The organism is Sphingobacteriales bacterium (assembly GCA_016711285.1).
Lineage (GTDB): Bacteria > Bacteroidota > Bacteroidia > Chitinophagales > UBA2359 > JADJTG01.
Genome location: JADJTG010000002.1, coordinates 734204 through 757307 on the forward strand (window position 1 = coordinate 734204; position 23104 = coordinate 757307).

Annotated in this window: 21 protein-coding genes and 1 other RNA gene; 12 read left to right on the top strand and 10 right to left on the bottom strand. The window is 42.9% G+C overall.

Annotated features, from left to right (window positions below; all coding sequences use genetic code 11):
• Positions 1-89 precede the first annotated feature (89 nt).
• Entirely contained in the window at positions 90-1388 is a 1299-nt protein-coding gene (locus tag IPL35_03400) for a DUF5103 domain-containing protein (GenBank protein ID MBK8442505.1), read from the top strand.
• 40 nt (positions 1389-1428) lie between these two features.
• Here the strand turns inward: IPL35_03400 and gldC are convergent, their stop codons facing one another.
• The 4 genes from gldC to IPL35_03420 form a co-directional block, all read right to left on the bottom strand.
• Complete coding sequence (gldC, locus tag IPL35_03405; GenBank protein MBK8442506.1) at positions 1429-1758, bottom strand: gliding motility protein GldC; 330 nt, start codon at positions 1756-1758, stop codon at positions 1429-1431.
• A 16-nt stretch (positions 1759-1774) separates the two neighbouring features.
• Positions 1775-2248, bottom strand: coding sequence for a 23S rRNA (pseudouridine(1915)-N(3))-methyltransferase RlmH (gene rlmH, locus IPL35_03410; GenBank protein MBK8442507.1), 474 nt, complete (start codon positions 2246-2248; stop codon positions 1775-1777).
• Between the two features lie 162 nt (positions 2249-2410).
• Complete coding sequence (locus IPL35_03415; GenBank protein MBK8442508.1) at positions 2411-2899, bottom strand: DUF1573 domain-containing protein; 489 nt, start codon at positions 2897-2899, stop codon at positions 2411-2413.
• 533 nt (positions 2900-3432) lie between these two features.
• On the bottom strand, positions 3433-4824 hold the full coding sequence (locus IPL35_03420) for an efflux RND transporter periplasmic adaptor subunit (protein MBK8442509.1): 1392 nt from the start codon (positions 4822-4824) through the stop codon (positions 3433-3435).
• A 643-nt stretch (positions 4825-5467) separates the two neighbouring features.
• Here IPL35_03420 and IPL35_03425 point away from each other — a divergent pair.
• From IPL35_03425 to IPL35_03450, 6 genes are all read left to right on the top strand, one after another.
• Positions 5468-6886 (top strand): tail fiber domain-containing protein, encoded by a 1419-nt coding sequence (locus tag IPL35_03425; protein ID MBK8442510.1) that lies wholly within the window; start codon positions 5468-5470, stop codon positions 6884-6886.
• Between the two features lie 301 nt (positions 6887-7187).
• A complete protein-coding gene (locus IPL35_03430) occupies positions 7188-8504 on the top strand; it encodes a PKD domain-containing protein (protein ID MBK8442511.1) in 1317 nt (438 codons plus the stop codon).
• Between the two features lie 119 nt (positions 8505-8623).
• Positions 8624-9042, top strand: an RNA gene (rnpB, locus tag IPL35_03435) — RNase P RNA component class A.
• Positions 9043-9143: 101 nt separating this feature from the next.
• The gene (locus IPL35_03440) at positions 9144-10322 is read left to right on the top strand and encodes a 1-deoxy-D-xylulose-5-phosphate reductoisomerase (GenBank protein ID MBK8442512.1); all 1179 of its coding nucleotides are present in this window, start codon (positions 9144-9146) and stop codon (positions 10320-10322) included.
• Positions 10323-10345: 23 nt separating this feature from the next.
• Positions 10346-11050 (top strand): leucyl/phenylalanyl-tRNA--protein transferase, encoded by a 705-nt coding sequence (locus IPL35_03445; GenBank protein MBK8442513.1) that lies wholly within the window; start codon positions 10346-10348, stop codon positions 11048-11050.
• A gap of 136 nt (positions 11051-11186) precedes the next feature.
• Positions 11187-11885 (top strand): response regulator transcription factor, encoded by a 699-nt coding sequence (locus IPL35_03450; protein ID MBK8442514.1) that lies wholly within the window; start codon positions 11187-11189, stop codon positions 11883-11885.
• On the opposite strand, the gene IPL35_03455 is transcribed toward IPL35_03450, so the two are convergent.
• Entirely contained in the window at positions 11882-12784 is a 903-nt protein-coding gene (locus IPL35_03455) for a type IX secretion system membrane protein PorP/SprF (protein MBK8442515.1), read from the bottom strand. The two genes, IPL35_03450 and IPL35_03455, sit on opposite strands and share 4 nt — an antisense overlap.
• Before the next feature lie 109 nt (positions 12785-12893).
• Entirely contained in the window at positions 12894-13301 is a 408-nt protein-coding gene (ruvX, locus tag IPL35_03460; GenBank protein MBK8442516.1) for a Holliday junction resolvase RuvX, read from the bottom strand.
• A gap of 122 nt (positions 13302-13423) precedes the next feature.
• Between ruvX and IPL35_03465 the strand changes: the two genes are divergently transcribed.
• Both IPL35_03465 and IPL35_03470 read left to right on the top strand, forming a co-directional pair.
• Entirely contained in the window at positions 13424-13933 is a 510-nt protein-coding gene (locus IPL35_03465) for a YbjN domain-containing protein (protein ID MBK8442517.1), read from the top strand.
• Positions 13934-14016: 83 nt separating this feature from the next.
• Positions 14017-14970: a hypothetical protein gene (locus IPL35_03470; protein MBK8442518.1), complete on the top strand. Its 954-nt coding sequence runs from the start codon at positions 14017-14019 to the stop codon at positions 14968-14970.
• Between the two features lie 306 nt (positions 14971-15276).
• Here the strand turns inward: IPL35_03470 and IPL35_03475 are convergent, their stop codons facing one another.
• Positions 15277-16014, bottom strand: a complete 738-nt coding sequence (locus tag IPL35_03475; protein ID MBK8442519.1) for a hypothetical protein — start codon at positions 16012-16014, stop codon at positions 15277-15279.
• A 143-nt stretch (positions 16015-16157) separates the two neighbouring features.
• Between IPL35_03475 and IPL35_03480 the strand changes: the two genes are divergently transcribed.
• On the top strand, positions 16158-17378 hold the full coding sequence (locus IPL35_03480; GenBank protein ID MBK8442520.1) for an HD domain-containing protein: 1221 nt from the start codon (positions 16158-16160) through the stop codon (positions 17376-17378).
• Positions 17379-17396: 18 nt separating this feature from the next.
• On the opposite strand, the gene IPL35_03485 is transcribed toward IPL35_03480, so the two are convergent.
• Together IPL35_03485 and arsS are read right to left on the bottom strand one after the other, a co-directional pair.
• Positions 17397-17906: a YiiD C-terminal domain-containing protein gene (locus tag IPL35_03485; GenBank protein ID MBK8442521.1), complete on the bottom strand. Its 510-nt coding sequence runs from the start codon at positions 17904-17906 to the stop codon at positions 17397-17399.
• 49 nt (positions 17907-17955) lie between these two features.
• Complete coding sequence (gene arsS, locus IPL35_03490; protein MBK8442522.1) at positions 17956-19011, bottom strand: arsenosugar biosynthesis radical SAM protein ArsS; 1056 nt, start codon at positions 19009-19011, stop codon at positions 17956-17958.
• Between the two features lie 457 nt (positions 19012-19468).
• Here arsS and IPL35_03495 point away from each other — a divergent pair, with 457 nt between their 5' ends.
• Complete coding sequence (locus IPL35_03495; protein MBK8442523.1) at positions 19469-21733, top strand: aconitate hydratase; 2265 nt, start codon at positions 19469-19471, stop codon at positions 21731-21733.
• 133 nt (positions 21734-21866) lie between these two features.
• A complete protein-coding gene (locus IPL35_03500; GenBank protein MBK8442524.1) occupies positions 21867-22196 on the top strand; it encodes a YbjQ family protein in 330 nt (109 codons plus the stop codon).
• Positions 22197-22301: 105 nt separating this feature from the next.
• Here the strand turns inward: IPL35_03500 and IPL35_03505 are convergent, their stop codons facing one another.
• Positions 22302-23069 (bottom strand): TerC family protein, encoded by a 768-nt coding sequence (locus IPL35_03505; GenBank protein ID MBK8442525.1) that lies wholly within the window; start codon positions 23067-23069, stop codon positions 22302-22304.
• Between the last annotated feature and the right edge of the window lie 35 nt (positions 23070-23104).

The window sequence follows — 23104 nt, forward strand, 5'->3', positions numbered from 1 at the left end:
TTACATTCTTTATGATGCGGCAAAAAATCTTTTTTTGTTTTATTCAAATTACGTCTGCTTTACATTCCCAAAAACTATATTTTTGTTGAATGATACACAAAATTGCTATGAGGTGGTTAAAAATGAGGTGGATAGGGTGCTGCTTATTATTGCTGAGTGGTGGTATAATGATAAAAACATTTTCGCTGCAAGCACAGCAAGATTTTGATACTTCGGAGCGCAATTACAGCAGCACCATTCAAAGTGTGTGGTTGCATGGCGAAAATGATTATTTTGCTTTTCCAGCCATTGCTTTGGGAAGCGAAGATGGGGTGTGGCTTTCTTTTGACGACCTCAGCGAAACTCCACATCGCTACACCTACACTTTTTATCATTGCGATGCACAGTGGAATCGTTCCGCCCTCCAGACTTTTGACTATCTTGAAGGCTTTACCGAAGGCGAAATCAGGCAGTTTTCTTACTCTTTTCGTACTTTTCCCAAATATATCCACTACGAAGCCCACCTTCCAGATGAAGGTATGCAACTTAAATATTCAGGAAATTATGTGCTGTTTGTATATGATAATTATCATTTAGACCAACCCATTCTCACGCGGCGTTTTGTAGTGTATGAGTCGGCGGTGGCGGTGCAAAATGTACGCATCAATACCGCCATCAGTCGTCATTTTCCTTTGCGCCCCGAAGTTCGTTTTTCTGTAGCTTTTCCTAACGATTTGCTCCCTTTTGACCCCACACTGAACACCAGAGTATGTATGTTGCAAAATGGCAGGTGGGATAATGCACAATACAATCTGCAACCCAATTTTGTTACACGCAACACTATGGATTTTTGGCTAAATGAGGCTTCTTTGTTCGGCGGCGGTAAAGAATTTAGGTATTTGGATACCCGCATGATTCCACCGCCGCGCGGCGAACTGGCCGCCGCCGCCGATACCGTACATCTGCTGTTGCCCAACGATTCCATTGATTATCGCAAAGCTTATTCCTATTACGAAGATTTGGACGGTAAATTTGTAACGGGGCGTTTGTTTGAAAACCTTTCTTTTGAAGATGCTCAATATTGGCGCGTACATTTTAAACTTTTCGCGCCCGAAGTCGCCGATGGCAATGTGTATGTAAGCGGTGCTTTCAGCAACTGGAGTTTGACGAGCCCCTACCAAATGCAATACAATACCCGCGAAATGTGCTACAATGCTACGCTGTGGCTCAAGCAGGGTTTGTACAATTATCGCTATGTGCTGTGCAATAGCGACAATACCGACTGCAAAGACGGCATTTTAGAAGCCGATTTTTATGAGCAAGGCTTCGTATATCAGATTTTGGTGTATTATAGGGCGCGCGGCGATTGGGCTGACCGCCTTTTGGCTTGCTATCAGTGGGGCGAATAATTGTCAAAAAAAGAAATTAAAAGTCGCCGCCCTTGATTTTTTATTCTACTACTTTGGTGCGTTTGGCAAAGGCTTTGGCGTAGTGGCGCAAAGCGTTGGCTTCTTCGCGGTTGCCGGTGGCGCGCTCTAAGGTGTCGGCGCAGGTATATAGCGATTGAAATATAAAAAAATTCATTTCTTCTACGGTCATTTCCTTTGTCCACAAGTCAAATTTCATCGTAGTTTTGGCGGTAGCGTCCCACATCGCCAAGGAAATAGCGGCACAGGATTGTGGCTCTTCCACCGGACTGTCGGAGGCACTCCACACGATTTGTTCAGGAACTTTTTGTTCGTCTAATGAAATGTCAAAAAGGATATTTTTTTTATTCATAAAATATTGAAAATTTTTATGCGTGATGATAAGGCTCATTATTAAGAATAGTGAAGGCGCGGTACAACTGCTCCATAAACAGCAGACGGATTAGTTGGTGCGAAAATGTCATTGCCGACAGCGAAATTTTTCCGTTGGCACGCTGATACATTGCTTCGCCGAAACCATACGCACCGCCCACCACAAAAAACAAGCGTTTAATGCGCTGCAACTGCAATTTTTGGATTTGCGCCGCAAACTGCTCCGAACTATAAGCCGCACCGCGCTCATCTAACAAAACTACCCAATCGGTGCTTTCCAATGCTGCGAGGGTTTGAGCATCTTCGCGGCGTTTCAGTTCTTCCACCGACAAAGTTTTTGCATTTTTGATGTCGGGCAGCACCTGTATTTCAAAAGAGCCGTAGCGTTGCAGGCGTTGGCGGTACATTTCTATGCCTTCGCTCAAATAAGCGGCACTTGTTTTTCCGTTGAGTAATAAAACTATTTTCATTCATTATCAAAAAAAAACGATAAACGGACTGCAAACCTACAACAAATTATGAGAGAGGCTATTAAAAATTTAATAAAAAATGCTGTTTTCAATATCAAAAAAAACCACCCGCCGAGCGGTATTGCTCAACGGGTGGTCGGGAAAAATATCTTTTATAAAAAATTATTTGTGTTCGGGTTCTACTACCGGCACAACAGGAGCTTGTTCGGCGGGAGCTGTCGGTTCTGTTATCACATCTCCTTCAATAAAGAGGCGTTTTGTAGGCGTGATGGCATTAGAAGTGACAGTGATAGCTTTGGTAAATTTGCCCGGGCGACCTTTTGTATTATAAGTAGCTTTGATAATGCCTGTGCCGCCCGCCGGAATTGCTTCTTTAGTCCAGTCGGGAGTGGTGCAGCCGCAACTCGCTTTTACATCGGTGATAATCAAAGGTTCATTACCGATATTCGTAAATAAAAACTCGTGCGTGTAAGGGTCTCCTTCTTTTAGTTCGCCGAAATTAAAAGTTTCTTCATTGAATTTAAAAATAGGTTTGGCGGTTTCTATAATTTCGCCTTCGTCGGTTTCATAAAAAGAGGTTTTTTTCTCTTGAGCTTGTACAGCTACAGCACCTATTATCAGGAAAAAACACAAAAAGAATAATTTTTTCATTTGTTTAATGATTTTTAAAATATAGCTTTATAAATTGAATACGTTTTAAAAAATATCGTTTTTTAAAGAAAACGAAAGAAATCTTATGTAAGATGCTTTATTAAGATAAAAGTTTAAAGAAAGCGTCACTATTTTTTATAAAAAATCGATTTTTAATAGTATATAAAAAAAATATCGCTCATCTACTTTCAATACAGTACCTGCTTGCACTGTGTTTTTAAATGGTGCGAATACTTGGGCTTCTTTTTTAACCAATTATACACAGTTATATGGCTAATCACAATCTTTGCACTTACAGTGTTGTGTATCACTTACATTTTTGCCATTTTTCACTATATTCATGCCACTGGTAGGTTTTGACTTATTATATGATTTTTCTTTTTTTTGCAAAAATACAATATTATCAACCAATTATTAACACTGCCGGAGATAGTGTCTGTTAATAATCACGCACCTGCTATGAAATATAATTATTTTTATTTAGATACCAATTAAAAGTACTTTTGAAAGAAGTCTAATATTAAAACATCTTTTTATTCAGGCACATCTTTTATTTCGTCCTTATTTTCATCTCCTGTTTTAAAGAGGTCTTCTTTTTTTACCACTTCTACAGCGGTGCTGTCTTTGAGGGTTTTGGTAATGGCACTATACGGAGCCGATACAACTTGTTCTCCGGCTTTTAGCCCCTGCCGCACTTCTATATATTGCTCGTCCTGAATTCCGATGCTCACTTCGCGCTGATACACTTTGCCGTTGTCATGTACAAATACCACCTCCAACATATCCTCTTCATTATCTGCTTTGTTGGGTGTTGTTGTTGAGTGTTGCTGTTTCAACGAGTCTGTTATTTCGCGGGTGGCTACGCTCTGAATAGGCACAGTGAGAATATTGCGCAGTGTTTTGGTTTGTATTTTGGCAGATGCCGACATACCCGGACGAAACGGAAAAGAAGATTCCTTATTCATCAATTCCTGATAAGTGTCTTTCATCAGCCGTATTTTTACGGTGTAGTTAGTAACCTGATCGGTAGTGGAAGCAACCGCCGCCGCCGCCGCCGTAGAAGCATTAGCGTTCATAATTTGTGTAACGATACCTTTGAATTTTTTACTCATATAAGCATCTACTTCTACAATAGCGGTATCGCCGAGTTTTACTTTCACGATGTCGTTTTCGCTCACATCTACGCGTACTTCCATCACTTTAAAATTGGCGATACGCATCATCTCAGTACCCTGAAATTGTGAAGTACCCACCACGCGTTCCCCTTTTTCTACATCTAAGCGCGAAATAATCCCCGACATAGGTGCGTAAATATTGGTTTTGCTCAGGTTATTTTTTGCTTCTTTTAAGTTGGCACTGGCTCCGGCGGTGTTGTAGCGTGCCGCCGACACCAAATCTTTCGAGGCTTCTATTTCAGCTTGCGTGGCGAGCAAAGCGGTTTCGGCGGTTTGCAGTTCGGTGCGCGCAATAACCTGATCATCGTAGAGTTGTTGGAGGCGTTTGAGGTCGCGCTCCTGCTGTGCTTTTTGTATTTCCAACTGCTTGATACGGGCGGCGGCGTTCGAGGCATTGGCTTGCGAAGAATTGACGGTAGCCTGTGCCTGCTCCACCATACTGTTGTACATATCGGGTTTCACACGCGCCAATAGTTGTCCTGCTGCCACCGAGTCGCCTTCTTCTATCAGCAAGTCCACAATTTCGCCCGACACATCAGGCGAAATTTTTACTTCTATTTCAGGATAAATTTTGCCGCTCGCCGATACTGTTTCTATGATAGTTCGCTGCGAAGCCGTTTCTACACTGATTTTAGTCAGTATTTTTTTGCCAATCCAACCTTGTTTTTTAGCCCAAAGCCCTGTTATCAAAAGCAAGATACTTAATATACTTAAGATCCAAAGCCACTTTTTGCTGGTATTTTTAGCCATATTTAAAAAAATAATTCACTGAAAAATATTATACAAAGATACAAGCATTATAGTTTAAGAGTTCATTTAAAATTTATCTCTCATCTTAAAAATATATTGATACATCTACAATCCCACAGAAATAGCCCCTCCTTATCAAAAGCACCAATATTCATTTTTTTATGCTGAAATTTTTATAACTATATGTATGCAAATTTATAAGGGCTAAGTTTTTTTTGCGGATATTCAGAGCTTGTACTTTTATAATATTCACAAAATCAATTAAAACATAACACATTTGTTAATGTATTAATATATTCAAATAAAACAATTATAAATATTTGAAAAAAATTTTATATATATTGGCTCATAATTGATATTTTATATTTAAAAATAGTTTAATTTTGTAAACATCTAATTATAGATACCTGTTATAAAATCAGTATATTATATAAGTCGCCAAGCTTATTGTAAATAATACATTTAATATCTTTTGTTAAGAGAACAAATCCTTGTTCTTGTAGTGTTTTTATTGCTCTTTTTTAAAGGAGTAAGCATATAATATTTTGTTATAAGTCGGGCGGTTTTATTATTGTTTTTAAAAAAAATATCGCTTTTTGTACACATATTTTTTTAACTTAAACTATTAAACTTTAATTTTTCAATGAAAAAATTACTATGCTCTATGATGTTGGGTGTGGCTTTGCCTGTTGCACTCCAAGCCCAAGATTTCGCCATTTACAACAGTTCTATGTTGGCTACAGGAGCCGCTGATACACTGACGGCTCTAAGCGGCACTACGCCCGCCTCCGGAAGTGGAACACGTTTTATGTGGATTGACGGCAAAGGGGCTTTGCGCGGCGGTTATGCAGTGGGTACTTCGTGGGACGATGCCAATGTGGGCAGTTTTTCCATAGCTTTTGGGAAAGGAAGTGTGGCATCGGGCAATACAAGTGCCTCTATTGGAAGCTATAACGTAGCCACAGGAGCTTACGCCACTACTATCGGACACAATTTAGTGGCAAAATCGGCTTATGAAGTAGCAATAGGTCGGTACAATGTTTATGCCAATGCTTTCTCTACCGTCAATTGGAATACCCAAGATCGCCTGTTTACTGTTGGTTGCGGTACTTCCTCTGCAAGTCGTAAAAATGCACTTACTATACTTAAAAGCGGTAACGTTGGTATTGGTACTAACACCCCTAGCGAGTTGTTGCATGTATATGGAAAAATCAAACTCGGCTCTACAGTAACAATTGAAGCTTTGGGTTCTACTACATTTTCGGTAAACGGGCTGGTAGCCCCCAGCACTGATGCTAATCGCTCTTTGGGTACAAGTAGCAATCGTTGGAGTTTGATATGGGCGGCTTACGGCACTATCAACACTTCTGATGCCCGAGACAAACAAAACATACAAGATCTGCAATATGGTTTGGCAGAAGTGTTGCGTTTGCGCCCTGTGATGTATGAATGGAAAGCACAACCACAAATCGGTAAAAAAGTGGGTTTGATAGCGCAAGAGGTACAACAAGTAGTAAAAGAGGCGGTAGAGGATAAAGAATGGTCGTGGAATGAAGATAAAAAAACATGGGAAAGCCAAGCCTCTCAGCGTTTGGGTGTTTATTATTCCGATTTGATACCGGTATTGGTGCGTGCTATTCAGGAGCAGCAAACTATGCTTGATGGACAGCACCATGAAATTGCGACTTTAAAACAACAAAATGAACAATTGAGCAGTGAAATTCAACAAATCAAACAAATGTTGTCGCAGGCAAATACAGCACACAAAATGCAAGATGGCACTTCAAATTCAATACAACGTGTTGCTGCTTTACAGCAAAATATACCCAATCCGTTTCATCAAAATACACTTATTAAATATTATATCCCCGACACCTATCGCCAAGCCGAATTGCAGATAGTGGACATTCAAGGTCGCGTAGTAAAAGTATTGGCATTGGCTCAAAACGGCGAAGGCTCTTTGCATTTAGATGCGGGTGCTTTGCAGGCAGGTACTTATTTTTACAGTTTGGTGGCAGACGGTACAATATTAGATACTAAAATGATGATATTGACCAATTAATTTTTTGAACATACGAGCATAAATATTAAACGTAGTTTCTAATCTCAAGTGTTGATACTTTATAAGCTATACGGCTTATTGGTATCAACACTTTTTTTTATGCCAAATTTAAAAAAAACACATAAGATAATTAAGACATAAAATAGTATTTTGTTGTTAAAATTTGTATAAATACAGCTCAAAACAGCATTTATTTTCTGTACTTATTGCATCTGTATTATCTTTGTTGCTTTAATAACATAAAATATTTTTATCAAAAAGAAAATTTTATTAACTACACACACCATACATTTTTTATACAATGAAAAAATTAATACTTCTGCTCTGCACCTTTTTTGTATTCGGGGTAGCTGCACAAGCACAATGTTTTGTGCAATACAGTTATTCTTTAAACGATAATACTATTTCATTTTCCACATTTGTATCACCCTCTGCTTCTCAGATTAGTCAATGGCTATGGGAGTTTGGTGACGGAAATACGGCGAATATCCAAATTCCTACCCATACCTATACAACAGACGGAGTATATAATGTATGTGTAAGCATTGTTGCCAACAACGGTTGCACTGCCAACTATTGTGATAACATTACCATCGGCAACCCTCAGCAAGATTGCACAGCCGCTTTCACTTACAACGTAAGCGGCAATACCGTTGCTTTTACAAGTACTTCCACCAATGCCACTGCTTATACTTGGGTCTTTTCTGACGGAGTTACCGCTAACACCGCCAATACCTCACATACCTTTGCCGGTGACGGCGAATACGAAGTATGCCTTACTGCCAGCAATGGCAATGGCTGTTTGCAAACCACTTGCCAAACAATTATTATCGGAAATCCGGATTGCGAAGCAGCTTTTCAAGCCAATGTAACCGGAGCTACTGTTACAATCGTAAATAATTCTGCTAATGCCGACAGCACTTTTGTAATGTGGGGCGATGGCACTGCACTAAGTAATATTGGCAGTACTGCTACTCACACTTATACTGTTTCGGGAACATACACCGTTTGCGTAACAGCTTTGAATAATCAAGGTAGTTGCAGCGACCAAAGTTGTCAAGTATTCAACATCACTTTACCAGTAAATAGCGGTAATATCAGCGGCAGTATTTTGGGAGAAAACAACACACCCGTTGCCAATATCACTATCAATTTGGTGAGCAATGATACAACTGTTGCCACCACTACCAGCGATGCCAATGGTGCTTTTAGTTTTAGTAATGTGCCACTAGGCTCTTATAATTTAGAGATACAATCCAATAATTACCAACAAAATGATTTAGAATTGGTGAATTTAAGTGCCATAGTACCCAATATATCCAATTTAGTGGTACAAGTGACACCGATACAAGGCATTGAATCATTTAATAATACGCTTACTTTACAAGTTTTGCCCAATCCGGTGAGCGATGTGTGCAAAGTACAAATATATCCTTTGAATGAAATCGGCACTTTGACATTGTATGATATAGTGGGCAAGCAACTTTGGAAAAATGATATAACATCAGGAACACAACAAATTATAGTTCCTATGCAGGATTTGCCTACAGGTACTTACTTTTTGTTACAAAGTGCCGGAATAAAAATGATAGCAAAGGCATCTTTGATAAAAATGTAATTTTTGCATTTTTTCATCAAATAACACAAAAAGAAAGGCTGCTCATGGTGGGCAGCCTTTCTTTTTTTTATGTGCTAAACAAACCGCAAATAAAATTTCTGCTATATTTGCTGCTCACGGCTGTTGCTTGCCTTGTCGCTCTGCTATTGGCAGGGAGGAAAGTCCGGGCAACACAGAGCACCACACCTCCTAACGGGAGGGCTTATTTTTTGTAAAAGAAATAAGACAGCCAGTGCCACAGAAAATAGTGGTGTTGTGTAATTTTTTTTATACAATTCCGGTGAAAACCTTTGCACCAACAAAGGCTGCATTTCGGCAACGCAATGCAGGGGTAAACCTTGTGGGTTGAAAGACCAAATAAGTTGCGGGCTTGCAATGTGAGCGATGTCGGCTCGGCATTTGTGCAGCAATGTACGCCGCAACGGGTAGGTTGATAGAAACAAGCAGCGATGTTTGTTCCAGATAAATGACAAGGGCTATGTTTTTTATACCTATAAAAAATGTAGTACAGAACCCGGCTTACAGAGCAGCAGCCGTTTTTTATTTTGTTTCAACATTTTTTAGCACTTTTGTTTCAAAAAATATCTTTACACACAAGGTAAATCCTGTTTTTTTATACTGAACTTAAAAAAATACATGATGAAATTTTCCCTTTCTCGCCCACAGGGTATTGCTATTTTGGGTTCTACCGGTTCTATCGGCACACAAGCCTTAGAAGTAATAGCAGCACAGCAGGATCATTTTCGTGTAGAGTTACTCACGGCGCACCGCAATGCAGATTTGCTCATTGCCCAAGCACGGCAATTTGTACCCAAAGTGGTGGTAATTGGCGACGAAAGATACTATCAGCAGCTAAAAAACGCCCTCGCCGACCTACCTGTTCAAGTGCGGGCGGGCAGTGCAGCTATCAGCGAAGCCGTACAAATGGATACTATTGATTGTGTGCTGACGGCAATGGTAGGTTTTGCGGGTTTGTTGCCTACGGTGGCTGCTTTGCAAAGTGGAAAAAAAATAGCTTTAGCCAATAAAGAAACATTGGTGGTGGCAGGCGAACTTATCAGCAAATTAGCACAGGAAAAAAACTGCTCCATTTATCCGGTGGATTCTGAACATTCGGCAATTTTTCAATGCCTGACCGGTGAAACGGACAATGCTATTGAAAAAATTATTCTCACGGCATCGGGAGGTCCTTTTCGGGGCAAAAGCCGCGAAACCTTAGCCCACGTCACCAAACGCGAAGCCCTGCGCCACCCCAACTGGGATATGGGTGCAAAAATCACCATTGATTCGGCTACTTTGATGAATAAAGGTTTGGAGGTGATAGAAGCCAAATGGCTGTTTGATGTAGCGGCTTCACAGATAGAAGTAGTGGTACACCCGCAATCTATCATACATTCGTTGGTACAATTCACCGATGGCTCTATCAAAGCACAATTGGGTTTGCCCGATATGAAATTGCCCATTCAGTATGCCCTGTCATATCCGCAGCGACTGAAAAGCGATTTTCCGCGTTTTGATTTTATGCAATACCCCCAACTTACTTTCGAAACACCCGATACTTTTACTTTTCCTTGTTTGGCATTGGCTTTTGAAGCCCTGCAAAGAGGCGGCAATGCGCCTTGCGTACTCAATGCCGCCAATGAAATAGCGGTAGCGGCTTTTTTGAAAGATGAAATTGCGTTTTTGGATATTCCGCGCCTCATTGAAAACACCCTGCAACGCACTGCTTTTGTAGCACAGCCCACACTTGACGATTATCAGCAAAGCGATGCTGAAGCACGAAAACAGGCAGAAGAATTGCTAAAGGCTTTTGTATAAAAAATATTTTTTTCGTAGCTTGTATGCCCGTATTTCTGCTCAACGAAAGCCTTGCTTTTCCGCCACCTCACTATGCCGAAGCAGACGGACTGCTCGCCGTAGGAGGAGATTTAAGTACAGAACGCTTGCTATTGGCTTACAAAAAGGGAGTTTTTCCTTGGTTCAATCCCGATGAGCCGATTTTGTGGTGGAGTCCTGACCCGCGTTGTGTGTTGTTGCCTTCGCAAGTGCTTATTTCCAAAAGTATGCGGCAGGTGCTGCGGCGCGGGCAATTTATTTTTTCTTTTGATAATGATTTTGAAACGGTAATACGTTTGTGCCAAGCCCCGCGAGCATATTCCGACTCCACTTGGATTAGCGAAGAAATTATTGAAGCATATTGCAAGCTGCACGAGTTGGGCTATGCTCACTCTTTGGAGGTGCGCTTGGCGGATAGCGGTGCATTGGTGGGCGGCTTGTATGGAGTATCTTTGGGCAAGGCATTTTTTGGAGAGTCTATGTTTTCGAAGGTGTCTAATGCTTCAAAAGCCGCTTTTATTATGCTGGCACAATGGGCACAGGAACAGCAATTTTCAATGGTAGATTGCCAAATGCACACCGCCCATTTAGAGCGTTTGGGAGCAACGATGTTACAGCGCAGCCTTTTTCTTAAAATGCTCCTCCGTAATAATCAACTGCCGACTATGCAAGGTTCTTGGGCGCATTTTGTGTTAGAACCACACCTGTAAAATTTGTTGTTTATCATGACTTTGTCATATTTCTTTCAGATATGAAGGAATTGAAAAAAGTTTGCCATTTTAGCCCAAACTTTGTATATACACTGTTGTATTATTATATTATTCACGCCTTTTTATATTAAAACTTATGGATATTCGGATTTTATTGGCAGAAGATGAGCCTTCTTTATTAGAACTCATCAAACTCAACTTAGAATTGGAGGGCTACGAAGTAGTGAGTGCCACCACCGGTACGCAGGCACTCAAAGCCTTTGATGAACAACGCTTTAATCTGGCGGTTTTGGATATAATGCTGCCCGAAATTGACGGTTTGCAAGTATGTGAAAAAATCCGTTTGGAAAATACCGATATGCCTATTTTATTCCTCACCGCCAAAGACAGCACACAGGATAAATTATTGGGCTTGCGCAAAGGAGCAGATGATTATCTCACCAAACCCTTCAATTTGCAGGAATTATTGTTGCGCGTAAAAGTATTGGCAAAACGAAGCCTGCGCCACAAACAAGATGACGACACTTTGCAGTGGTATCATTTCGGCAACAACAGCATCAACTTTGTCACTTATTTAGCCACCACCTACAACCAAGAATCGCTGCATTTGACAAAAAAAGAAGTGCGCTTACTAAAATTACTCATTGAGCGCAAAAATGAGGTAGTATCGCGGGAGCAGATTTTGCAATATGTGTGGGGCTACGATGTGTTTCCTTCTACCCGCACCATTGACAATTTTATTCTGGCATTCCGCAAATATTTTGAAGAAGATCCGCGCAATCCGGTGTATTTTCATTCGGTGCGCGGCGTGGGCTACCGATTTACGGAGCATTAAAAATAGCGCGGTGTGAGGATACGGTCTTCACTGAAACCCCACTCGTAGCCTATAAATATTTCGTGGCTGCCGTAAATATTGGATAAGGGTGTGAGCGGATAATCATAAGCATAACCAAAACGCAATTTCGGGCTGCTTTGATATTGCAGCAGCAAATCTACCGACTCTTTCCAGCGATATGCACCGCCTATCCAAAAACGCTGTTTCAAAATCAACATCAAATCTACATCAGCCGAAAGCGGCGCATTGGCTACATATTTCAGCATAAAAGTAGGACGCAATAAAATATTGTCGGCTACAGCAAAAGTATAGCCGCCGCTCAAAAAATAATGGCGACTTTGGCGGGCATCTACTTCGCTCAGGTCATTATTGAGCAGATGTGGCACCGAAAGCCCCAAAAACATGCGGCGATTATGATAATAAATGCCCGTTCCGAAATTGGGTAATAGGCGCGTTTGGTCTTGAGCATACACAGGGTCAAGATTATCAATAATATCAACCTGACTGAAATTGGAGCGATAATACAACAGCCCCGCCTGCAAGCCCAAAGACAAAGTGCCGCGCTGAAAATGCAACCGATAAGCATAATCGCCAAAAAGACTAATGCGGTTATGCACGCCTATCCAGTCGCTTTCTATATGTGCGCCCACTCCCATTTTTCCTTGTCGCATCGGCATCTGAAAACTCAAAGCCCCTGTTTGCGGCGCAGTATTGATATTGACCCACTGATGACGATAATACGCCAGCACACCCGGCACACCGCGACTGCCCGCATAAGCAGGATTTATAACCAAAGGATTGAACTGATAGCCCGTGTAGTGGCTGTCTTGCTGGGCATATACAGCACCGCAGAAAACACTCCAAACGAGCGAAATCGCAAAAAAGTAACGTTTGAACATAAGATAGCTGGCGGCTTTTTATTGATTGGAAATACAAATATATCGTGAAAGCGGGCAATAAACGAATAATGTGCCGTTTTTTTAAAAGAAAAGCACAAAACTCGCCGCATCAGCGGCTCATATATTCATGTAAAATAATAGTGGCACTTACTTCGTCGAGCAATGCCTTATTGCGGCGTTTCATTTTTGGCACGCCACTCTGTACCAAGGTGCGCAGGGCATCGCGCGAAGTGCCCCACTCGTCCACCGTTTTTACCGGAATATCGGGAAAATTGCGTTGCAAATCAAGGATAAAAGCACGCACCAAAGGTGTGGCGTGGGTGTCGGAGTCGTCCCATTGCGTGGGCATACCCACCACAAACAATTCAACAGCCTCCTGTTGTATGTATCTTTTCAAAAAATCCATCAGCGCAGCAGTATCCACCGTACAAAGCCCTGTTGCGATGATTTTAAGGGGGTCGCTTACAGCAATACCGCTCCTTTTTTTTCCATAATCTATTGCTAAATAACGTGCCATATATAAGACAGCAAAGATAAAAGAAATGAAGATGTGAAAAAAAAAATTACCAAAATGCACAACATTTCCTACTTTTAGTTTATTTTGAACTTGTAATTTACTCGTCAAACCCATTTCAGATTATGTCGTACACTTTAGATTTGGTTATCAGTCATTTAAAATCTATTAATTTTCAATTTCGTTTAGACGAAGACAGGGAGTTGGTGCGTTTTGGCGTAGCTATGCGCAACTGTAAGTTAGAAGTAATTATTCATGTACAAGAAGACCGTGATATTTTGCGCTGCTATGCTTTATTACCTTTTAATGTGCCTTCCAACAAACGGCACGAAGTGGCAGAATTTATTACCCGCGCCAACTATGGCTTGATTATTGGTAATTTTGAAATGGATTTTGAAGACGGCGAATTGCGCTATAAATCTACCATGAATACCGATGGCGGAGCTGTGAACGAAGAAGTAATCCGTTGCCTGATACACGCCAATATCCAGACAGTGGACAAGTACGCCATTGGTGTTTTGAAAATTGTATATGCCGATATGGAACCAAAAGAAGCGGTAAAATTGGTAGAACATAGCGATGAAGATGATAATATAGATGATTTGTTGCGCGATTTATTGAGCAACAATAATTGATAGATAGCAACAATAACTTGTGCGTTGTTGCTTGAAATAATTTTGCACTCACAGCAATAAAAAACCTGAGAAAGCCCATTGAAATGATGGCAAATAACGAGAAAAAAAAATTATTACCCTTGTGTGCGGTATGGATAGCCGCCAATACTGCCGACAACGATGAAGTTTCGGCAATACTTACAGAAACCCTCCGCGAAGCACAGTGGGAGTCGGTGCTGTTGCAACCGCACCAAACTCTCAGTGTCGATATGCTGGCATCTTACGACCTGCTCTTGTGCGACATCAGTGCTTTGGGAGCAGCGGCATATTTTGTATTGGGCTATCGCAGTGGCAGTGGCTTACCGCTGTTGTTGGTGCATACCGATGAAATTTCACCCGCAGATACGCTTGCCGAAGATTTGGTAAAAATATTATCTTATCCTTCCTCTCTGCGATACAGTGCTGTACAAAATTTTAAAAAACAGCTTTTGGAAGAGTTGAGTGCACTGCGTTTTAAAGAAAATAAAACTTCAAAAAATCATCAGACAGGAAACCGCAAAGAGGAAAAACAGCAGGAAACATATTTTTCGGCGGCAGCCTCCCCCACCGATGATGATGAACAACAATACGAAACGCTGCCTTCTTCCATCAATCAGTACCAAACCGAAAATGTAGAAACCCCACTACCGGCGGCTGTATTTCCAAAAGGCTACATTGCACCGTCTATTGACGATATACAGAATGAAATAGAGCGCGTGGAAAAACAACGCCATACAAAAACTTCAAAGCCCCCTGCTACTGCCGAAAAAACCGAAAAAAGCAACAATACTGTTGTCGTTGAGTCTGCTGCATTGAGGCATATCAGCAACGAAAAATTCAAGCATACTTACAACTACCTCAAAATGTTTATGGACGAGTACGACCTGAGCACACCGCAAGACCTCAAAAACCGCCAACGCGATATTTACCGCTATTTTGTGAGCAAAAACACCATTCCTTCCGTGTTTGAAAACTTAGAAGAAATGCAATATGTAGTAGATTATGTATTGGCAAACTAAAAGTGGCGGTGCTAATAATTAGTTGATAACCTTGTATTTTTGCAAAAAAAGAAAAACCAAATAATAAGTCAAACCTACAGTGTTATCATAAATGCAGCGGCATAAATATAGTGAAAAATGGCAACAATGTAAGTGCTACACAACACTATAAGCGCAAAGATTGTGATTAGCCATACAACTGTGTATAATTGGTTAAAAAAATCCAAGCATTAGCACCATTTAAAAGTACAGTACAAGCAGCTCAGGCAGGTACTATATTGGAAGTAGATGAGATATTTTCTTACATACTATTAAAAATCAATCACATTAGGTGAGTACGGTTGTTCCGTTGTTCGGCACGGTTGTTCCGTGATTCGGTACGGTTGTTCCGTGATTCGGTACGGTTGTTCCGTGATTCGGTACGGTTGTTCCGTGATTCGGCACGGTTGTTCCGTGATTCGGCACGGTTGTTCCGTTGTTCGGCACGGTTGTTCCGTGATTCGGCACGGTTGTTCCGTGATTCGGCACGGTTGTTCCGTGATTCGGCACGGTTGTTCCGTGATTCGGCACGGTTGTTCCGTGATTCGGCACGGTTGTTCCGTGATTCGGCACGGTTGTTCCGTGATTCGGCACGGTTGTTCCGTTGTTCGGCACGGTTGTTCCGTGATTCGGCACGGTTGTTCCGTGATTCGGCACGGTTGTTCCGTGATTCGGCACGGTTGTTCCGTGATTCGGCACGGTTGTTCCGTGATTCGGCACGGTTGTTCCGTGATTCGGTACGGTTGTTCCGTGATTCGGTACGGTTGTTCCGTTGTTCGGCACGGTTGTTCCGTGATTCGGCACGGTTGTTCCGTGATTCGGCACGGTTGTTCCGTGATTCGGCACGGTTGTTCCGTGATTCGGTACGGTTGTTCCGTGATTCGGTACGGTTGTTCCGTGATTCGGTACGGTTGTTCCGTGATTCGGTACGGTTGTTCCGTGATTCGGTACGGTTGTTCCGTGATTCGGTACGGCGGAATTGGGGAGGTTTCTATTAAAACTTTGACAAAGTTCGAACTTTGTCAAAGTTGAGCAGCCGAGTTAGAGAGACTTTCGCCCAAATATCCAACAAATTATTCATCATACAATACAAATAATCTTCTGCCCGAAAAACCTAAATTCTTTTTCATTTGTTAATTGCAATTATACCATTTTATCCTTTTTGCAGTTTGAATAAAAGAAAAATCATCAACGATCCGGTATATGGGTTCATCACGCTGGAGTTCGATTTTCTATTGGATTTGCTGGAGCACCCCTATTTCCAGCGTTTGCGCCACATACAACAGGTGGGTTTGGGCAGCTATGTATATCCGGGGGCGGTGCATACCCGTTTTCATCATGCTTTGGGCGCACTACACCTGATGCAACGCGCCGTGCGCACCCTGCGCCACAAAGGAGTAAGTATCAGCTCTGCCGAAGCACAAGCCGTTTGTTTGGCGATTTTGCTCCACGATGTAGGTCATGGTCCCTTTTCGCACGCCCTCGAACACGCCCTCGTACCCCAAGTATCTCACGAAGATATTTCTTTGCTGCTCATGCAACGCCTCAATACGCATTTCAATGGGCAATTGAATATGGCGATTGAAATTTTTGAAAACCGCTACCCCAAAAAATTCCTGCATCAGTTAGTATCCAGCCAATTGGATATGGACAGGTTGGATTATCTCACGCGCGATAGTTTTTTTAGTGGCGTACAGGAAGGCGTTATCGGCTACGACCGCATTATAAAAATGCTCAATGTGCATCAAGACGAACTGCTGGTGGAAGAAAAAGGCATTTATTCTATTGAAAAATTTCTGATTTCGCGGCGTTTGATGTATTGGCAGGTGTATTTGCACAAAACGGTGCTTTGTGCCGAAATGATGCTGGTGCATATTTTAACATACGCCAAAGAACTCGCCGCACAGGATACTGCCTTATTTGCATCGCCGGCTTTGCAGTATTTTTTGTACGAAAATGACCGCATCATCAACGAAGATTTTATTCGTCATTATACCCACTTAGACGACCACGATTTGTGGTGCGCCATTAAAGTGTGGCAATCGCACAGCGATGCGCTGTTGGCAGAACTATGTACGGCTTTTGTGCAACGCCATTTGTTGAAAATAGAGTTGCAGCGCGAACCTTTTGCAGCTGATTATTTGGAACATTTTACCCAAAAACTGATGCAGCACAAAGGCTACCGCCGCCACGAAGCCGCACATTTAGTGTTTGGCGGTACTACCAGCAACCGCGCCTACTCCACCACCGCCGAAAATATCAAGATTTTGTTCAAAGACGGAAAAACCCTCGACATCGCCGAAGCCTCCGACTTGCTCAATATCCAAGCCTTAGCCGCTCCGGTAGTGAAGCATTATTGTTGCTATCCCAAATATTTAATAACATCTTAGCTTAAAAAAAACGATACCCTACCGTTGCCGTTGCCGATAATAATTTTTATCTGCAATGTACAAAGTTTTGGTAGTTTCGGCATATACAGTATGCGCCGCATCATGAAAAGCAGTGTGCATTTCTATCACATATTTTTGATGTGCGGCAACCTGTGTTTTGATATGCTCAATGGTTTCGTCGCTGATGCTGCAACGCGCATACACAGTGCCGGTAATGGGCTTCATAAATTTAATATGAGCAGCTTTATCCCACACTACATAGTCTTTTCCTAAAATCTGTATCAACTGCAACATAAAGATGGGGTCTAAACAAGCATAGATACTGCCGCCGAAAACAGTACCTACATAATTGCGGGTAAAAAAATTAAGCGAGAGGCGTACATGCACTTCTTTCCAATCTTCCGAAATAAAACATACCCTGCCGCCCGTGCGCCGATACACCGGAAACAGATTGAACAACCAACGGGCACGCATAGAAGAAAAATTTTCTTTTTTTGGAGTGGGAAAAACGCTTCTGCTGTCGGGCATAGGAGTAAAAGAGATGTTTTTTTTAAAATAATAAAATATGTGGACTGTGCTACACCAAACTCCCCTGACAACTACTACCCGCCCCTGCCGTGCAACCGTAGCAATGTTGCGACACCACAATAGCGCGTTGTTGCAGCCGCTCGGCATCAAAATCGGCGATATGGCGCACAGCCGCCGCCACCGGAAGTTGCAGCATCTGGTTAAAATCACAATCGTAGAGCGTGCCGTCCCACGCCACCGATACAGTATTGCGGCACATCACATTGTTCAAAGCCGCCGCATTAAAAGCGTGGACTAAGGTGTGCATATAATCTTCATAATTTCCGCTTTGCAACAGATAATCCAAAAATCGGCTAATGGGCAAATTGGTGAGGGCAAAGAGGCGGTTGAAGGCAATACCGTATTGTGTGGCGAGTTCCCGCTTAAAGTCGCGCTCCAAAATTTGTTGCGCCGCCGGCAAAAAAGCCCCCGCCGGATTATAAACCAAATCTAGTAGTAAGCCCGAATTTTCTTTGCCATAGCCACAATCATTGAGGAGGCGCAAAGCCTCCAAAGACTGCTCAAAAACACCTTCGCCACGTTGTCGGTCGGTTCTTTCGGCTTTATAAAAAGGCAAAGACGACACCACATGCACACGATACTTTGCAAAAAACTCCGGCAATTCGCGATAAGCAGCATTAGACACCAAAATAGTGAGGTTGGAGCGCACAATAATATCCGCCACGCCAATAGCAGAGGCTTCCTCCACCAAGCACCTGAAATGCGGGTTCATTTCGGGTGCGCCGCCGGTAATATCGAGGGTATTGATGCTGCGATGACGGCGCAACACCTCCAAAATATGCTCAAAAGTACCGCGCTGCATCACCTCTTTGCGGTCGGGGGCGGCATCTACGTGGCAGTGCGCGCACACCTGATTGCAACGATAGCCCACATTCACTTGCAACACTTCCAAAGGAACAGGGCGCAACACCGCACAGCCCACCGCCTTCATTTTTTCATCAAAAAAAGGCAACTCGCCCGAAGCAAAAGGCGCACCCTGCAATACGGCTAATTGTTGAGGAGCAGCAGCAAGCGTAGAGGCGCGTTTTCGCAGAGAAGAAAGCATACAAGAAATATAAATAAAAATTTTATCAAAAACAGCTTGAAACCCATTCGCCGAAAAAATTGTATAATAATTTCAAACAAACGCTTCTGGCTCAATGATAAAGGTACAATAGATTTTCAAAAACATTGTAATTTTATGCCGCCAAAGCACAATAGCTTTGATTTCAAAAAGTTATTACAATATTATACTGACAACTTTGAATTTGCACATTCCGGTGAACCCTCATACTTTTTACAGATGATATACCGCGCAACAGAAAAGGGCAGCTATAATGGAACATTTGTTTTTTACTCATATCATCACCGTACCAAAAAAAATTATACAAATCCCGAACAAATTAACCGACTAAGTTTGAAACTGACCTTTTTTATTATACCAATATCCGGTTTTTTTATAAAATATTAAAACCAAATACACCGAAAACTCCTTAATATATATATAATAAAAGAAAATAAACATGATTTTTGATGTAAACATGATAGAAGCGCATTACGCATCGCTTCCCGAAAAAATAAAACAATTGCGTAGTCTCATTTCGCGTCCGCTTACGCTCACCGAAAAAATCCTCTATGCCCACCTTCACGGCGACTCCCCGCTGCAAGATTATCAACGCGGCAAAGATTATGTGTTTTTCGCACCCGACCGCGTAGCCATGCAAGATGCCACCGCCCAAATGGCTCTGTTGCAGTTTATGTCGTGCGGCAGAAACAAAGTAGCCGTGCCGAGTACGGTGCATTGCGACCACCTCATCGTTGCCAAAAATGGCTCAGAAGAAGATTTGGAACGTGCCAATCAGGAAAATGACGAAGTGTATAATTTCTTGGCTTCGGTATCCGACAAATACGGCATCGGATTTTGGAAACCCGGTGCGGGTATTATTCATCAGGTGGTGCTGGAAAATTACGCCTTCCCCGGCGGTATGATGATAGGCACAGACAGCCACACCGTAAATGCAGGCGGCTTGGGAATGATAGCCATTGGCGTAGGTGGTGCAGACGCTTGCGATGTGATGGCGGGCTTGCCTTGGGAACTGAAAATGCCCAAACTCATCGGTATCAAACTCACCGGAAAACTCAACGGCTGGGCTTCTGCCAAAGATGTTATCCTCAAAGTAGCCGGTATCCTGACCGTAAAAGGAGGTACAGGCTATATCATTGAATATTTTGGCGAAGGGGCTAATAGTCTTTCTTGCACCGGAAAAGGCACTATTTGCAATATGGGTGCTGAAGTGGGTGCTACCACCTCCACTTTTGGCTACGATGCCGCTATGAGCCGCTACCTGCGTGCCACCGGACGCGCCCACATCGCCGACCTCGCTGATGGTGTCGCCGCACACCTCACCGCCGACCCCGAAGTATATGCCAATCCTGCCCAATACTTCGACCAAGTTATTGAAATTAACTTATCCGAATTGGAGCCGCACCTCAATGGTCCCTTCACACCCGACCGCGCCACCCCCATTTCCAAAATGCGCGAAGAAGCCCAAGCCAACGGCTGGCCAACGCGTATAGAAGTGGGTTTAATAGGTTCTTGTACCAACTCCTCTTACGAAGATATTTCGCGGGCAGCATCGCTGGCAGCACAAGCCGCCGCCAAAAACCTCAGCCCCAAAGCCGAATTTACCATTACACCGGGCAGCGAGCAGGTGCGATACACCATTGAGCGCGACGGGCTGATAGATATTTTTGAAAAAATAGGCGCGAAAGTATTTGCCAATGCTTGTGGTCCTTGTATTGGTATGTGGGACAGAATGGGTGCAGAAAAAGAAGAAAAAAACACCATCGTACATTCGTTCAACCGCAACTTTGCCAAACGTGCCGACGGCAACCCCAATACCTATGCTTTCGTGGGTTCGCCCGAACTCGTTACTGCTCTCGCCATTGCCGGAGATTTAGGTTTTAACCCGCTCACCGATACGCTCATCAACAACAAGGGAGAAGCCGTAAAATTAGACCCTCCTCACGGCGACGAACTGCCCACGCGCGGCTTTGCCGTAGATGATGCGGGCTATCAGAAACCCGCCGAAAACGGCAGCCATATCACCGTGCGTGTAGCCCCCGACTCCGAGCGTCTGCAACTATTAGCCCCCTTCGCCGCTTGGGAAGGAACTGACCTGCGCGGCTTGCGCTTGCTCATAAAAGCCAAAGGAAAATGCACCACCGACCATATTTCTATGGCGGGTCCTTGGTTGCGCTATCGCGGGCATTTGGACAATATTTCCAACAATTTGCTCATCGGCGCGGTCAATGCTTTCAACGACAAAACCAATACCGTACTCAACCCCTTAAATGGCGAATACGGAGCAGTGCCCGCTACGGCACGCGCCTATAAAGCCGCCGGTTTAGGCTCTATGGTATTCGGTGAAGAAAATTACGGCGAAGGCAGCAGCCGCGAACACGCCGCTATGGAGCCGCGCCACTTGGGGGTGCGTGCCGTGATGGTAAAATCTTTTGCCCGTATTCACGAAACCAACCTCAAAAAACAGGGAATGTTGGCACTTACCTTTGCAGACAAAAACGATTACGACAAAATCCGCGAAGATGATACCGTTGATATTATAGGACTCACGGAATTTGCTCCGAACAAAAACCTCACCGTGCGCCTCCACCACAGCGATGGCAGCACCGATACCATACAAGCCGCCCACACCTACAACCAACAACAAATTGAGTGGTTTCAGGCAGGTGGCGCGCTCAATGTAATTCGCCGCAATTTGGTGTAGTTAAGAGAAGATAACTTTCATTTTGTTGCGAAAAACCTCGTCAAAATGATGTAATTTTGAGTGTTGCAGTCTTTCTTATTGTTAGGCTGCAACACTTTTTTTATTTTTTCAAAACAAAACAATTATGAGCAAAATCATCATCAGCACCACACCCACCTTGCAGGGCTACGATATTGAAAATTATTTGGGATTGGTGACGGGCGAAGTCATTGTGGGGGCAAATATTTTCAAAGACCTTTTTGCAGGCATACGCGATATTGTAGGCGGTCGGTCAGGCTCGTATGAAGAAGTGCTTGCCGAAGCCCGCGAAAATGCTATTCGGGAGATGTTGCAACGCGCCGAAACACAGGGAGCTAACGCCATTGTGGGTGTTGATGTAGATTACGAAACCATCAACAATATGCTCATTGTGTGCGTAAGTGGCACGGCAGTGCATGTGCATAAGAAAAGTATGAGTTTGTGATATTATTTCACCCACACGCACATAAAAAAAGCGACAACATTCTTTTTCAGCATTGAATGTTGTCGCTTTCGTCATTTTAAAAAAAAGAACGAATAGTTTATTCCTTTAAGATTTTTTTTCTTTTGATTTCTTGTCTTCGTTTTCTTCAGTATAATACTCGTGCAACTGCACAGGGCGGTGCTTTTTGTCGTAGCGCAGTTGAATGATGTCCACCAAAAAAGAAAAAGCCATTGCAAAATAAATATAACCTTTGGGAACGTGATAATGGAGGGCTTCTACGATGAGCGAAAAACCGATGAGCAACAAAAAGCTGAGTGCGAGTATTTTAATGGAAGGGTGCTTTTGCACAAAATCGCTGATAGGGTCGGCGGCAAGCATCATCACGAACACCGAAATCACCACTGCCGTCATCATCACCCAAAGTTGGTCTGCCATACCAATGGCAGTAATCACCGAATCCAACGAAAACACCACATTAATAATCAGCATTTGCCCCATTACAGCCGCAAAAGAAGTGGAAACCTGTGCATTGTTTTCGCCGTGCTCGCCTTCGAGCTTGTGGTGTATTTCTTTGGTGCTTTGATACAACAAAAACAAGCCCCCAAACAGCAAAATCAAATCTTTGCCCGACAAATCCAGCGTACCGATATTAATGAGTGGCTCTTCGAGTCTCATAATCCACGCTATCACGCTCAACAGCAACAGGCGCACCACCATACCGATTATCAAACCGTAGCGGCGTGCTTTTTTTTGCTCTTCGGCGCGCAGTTTTCCCGACAAAATAGATATAAATACAATATTGTCAATACCCAAAACAACCTCCAGAATACTGAGCGTAAGCAGAGAAATGAATGCCGCGGTGGTAAATTCCATAATTACAGATAAAAATTTTTACAAAATTGTAATGA

Coding starts and splice junctions, on each gene's coding strand:
- IPL35_03400 (MBK8442505.1), top strand. CDS start 90: ATGATACACAAAATTGCTATGAGGTGGTTAAAAATGAGGTGGATAGGG.
- gldC (MBK8442506.1), bottom strand. CDS start 1,758: ATGAATAAAAAAAATATCCTTTTTGACATTTCATTAGACGAACAAAAA.
- rlmH (MBK8442507.1), bottom strand. CDS start 2,248: ATGAAAATAGTTTTATTACTCAACGGAAAAACAAGTGCCGCTTATTTG.
- IPL35_03415 (MBK8442508.1), bottom strand. CDS start 2,899: ATGAAAAAATTATTCTTTTTGTGTTTTTTCCTGATAATAGGTGCTGTA.
- IPL35_03420 (MBK8442509.1), bottom strand. CDS start 4,824: ATGGCTAAAAATACCAGCAAAAAGTGGCTTTGGATCTTAAGTATATTA.
- IPL35_03425 (MBK8442510.1), top strand. CDS start 5,468: ATGAAAAAATTACTATGCTCTATGATGTTGGGTGTGGCTTTGCCTGTT.
- IPL35_03430 (MBK8442511.1), top strand. CDS start 7,188: ATGAAAAAATTAATACTTCTGCTCTGCACCTTTTTTGTATTCGGGGTA.
- IPL35_03440 (MBK8442512.1), top strand. CDS start 9,144: ATGAAATTTTCCCTTTCTCGCCCACAGGGTATTGCTATTTTGGGTTCT.
- IPL35_03445 (MBK8442513.1), top strand. CDS start 10,346: ATGCCCGTATTTCTGCTCAACGAAAGCCTTGCTTTTCCGCCACCTCAC.
- IPL35_03450 (MBK8442514.1), top strand. CDS start 11,187: ATGGATATTCGGATTTTATTGGCAGAAGATGAGCCTTCTTTATTAGAA.
- IPL35_03455 (MBK8442515.1), bottom strand. CDS start 12,784: ATGTTCAAACGTTACTTTTTTGCGATTTCGCTCGTTTGGAGTGTTTTC.
- ruvX (MBK8442516.1), bottom strand. CDS start 13,301: ATGGCACGTTATTTAGCAATAGATTATGGAAAAAAAAGGAGCGGTATT.
- IPL35_03465 (MBK8442517.1), top strand. CDS start 13,424: ATGTCGTACACTTTAGATTTGGTTATCAGTCATTTAAAATCTATTAAT.
- IPL35_03470 (MBK8442518.1), top strand. CDS start 14,017: ATGATGGCAAATAACGAGAAAAAAAAATTATTACCCTTGTGTGCGGTA.
- IPL35_03485 (MBK8442521.1), bottom strand. CDS start 17,906: ATGCCCGACAGCAGAAGCGTTTTTCCCACTCCAAAAAAAGAAAATTTT.
- arsS (MBK8442522.1), bottom strand. CDS start 19,011: ATGCTTTCTTCTCTGCGAAAACGCGCCTCTACGCTTGCTGCTGCTCCT.
- IPL35_03495 (MBK8442523.1), top strand. CDS start 19,469: ATGATTTTTGATGTAAACATGATAGAAGCGCATTACGCATCGCTTCCC.
- IPL35_03505 (MBK8442525.1), bottom strand. CDS start 23,069: ATGGAATTTACCACCGCGGCATTCATTTCTCTGCTTACGCTCAGTATT.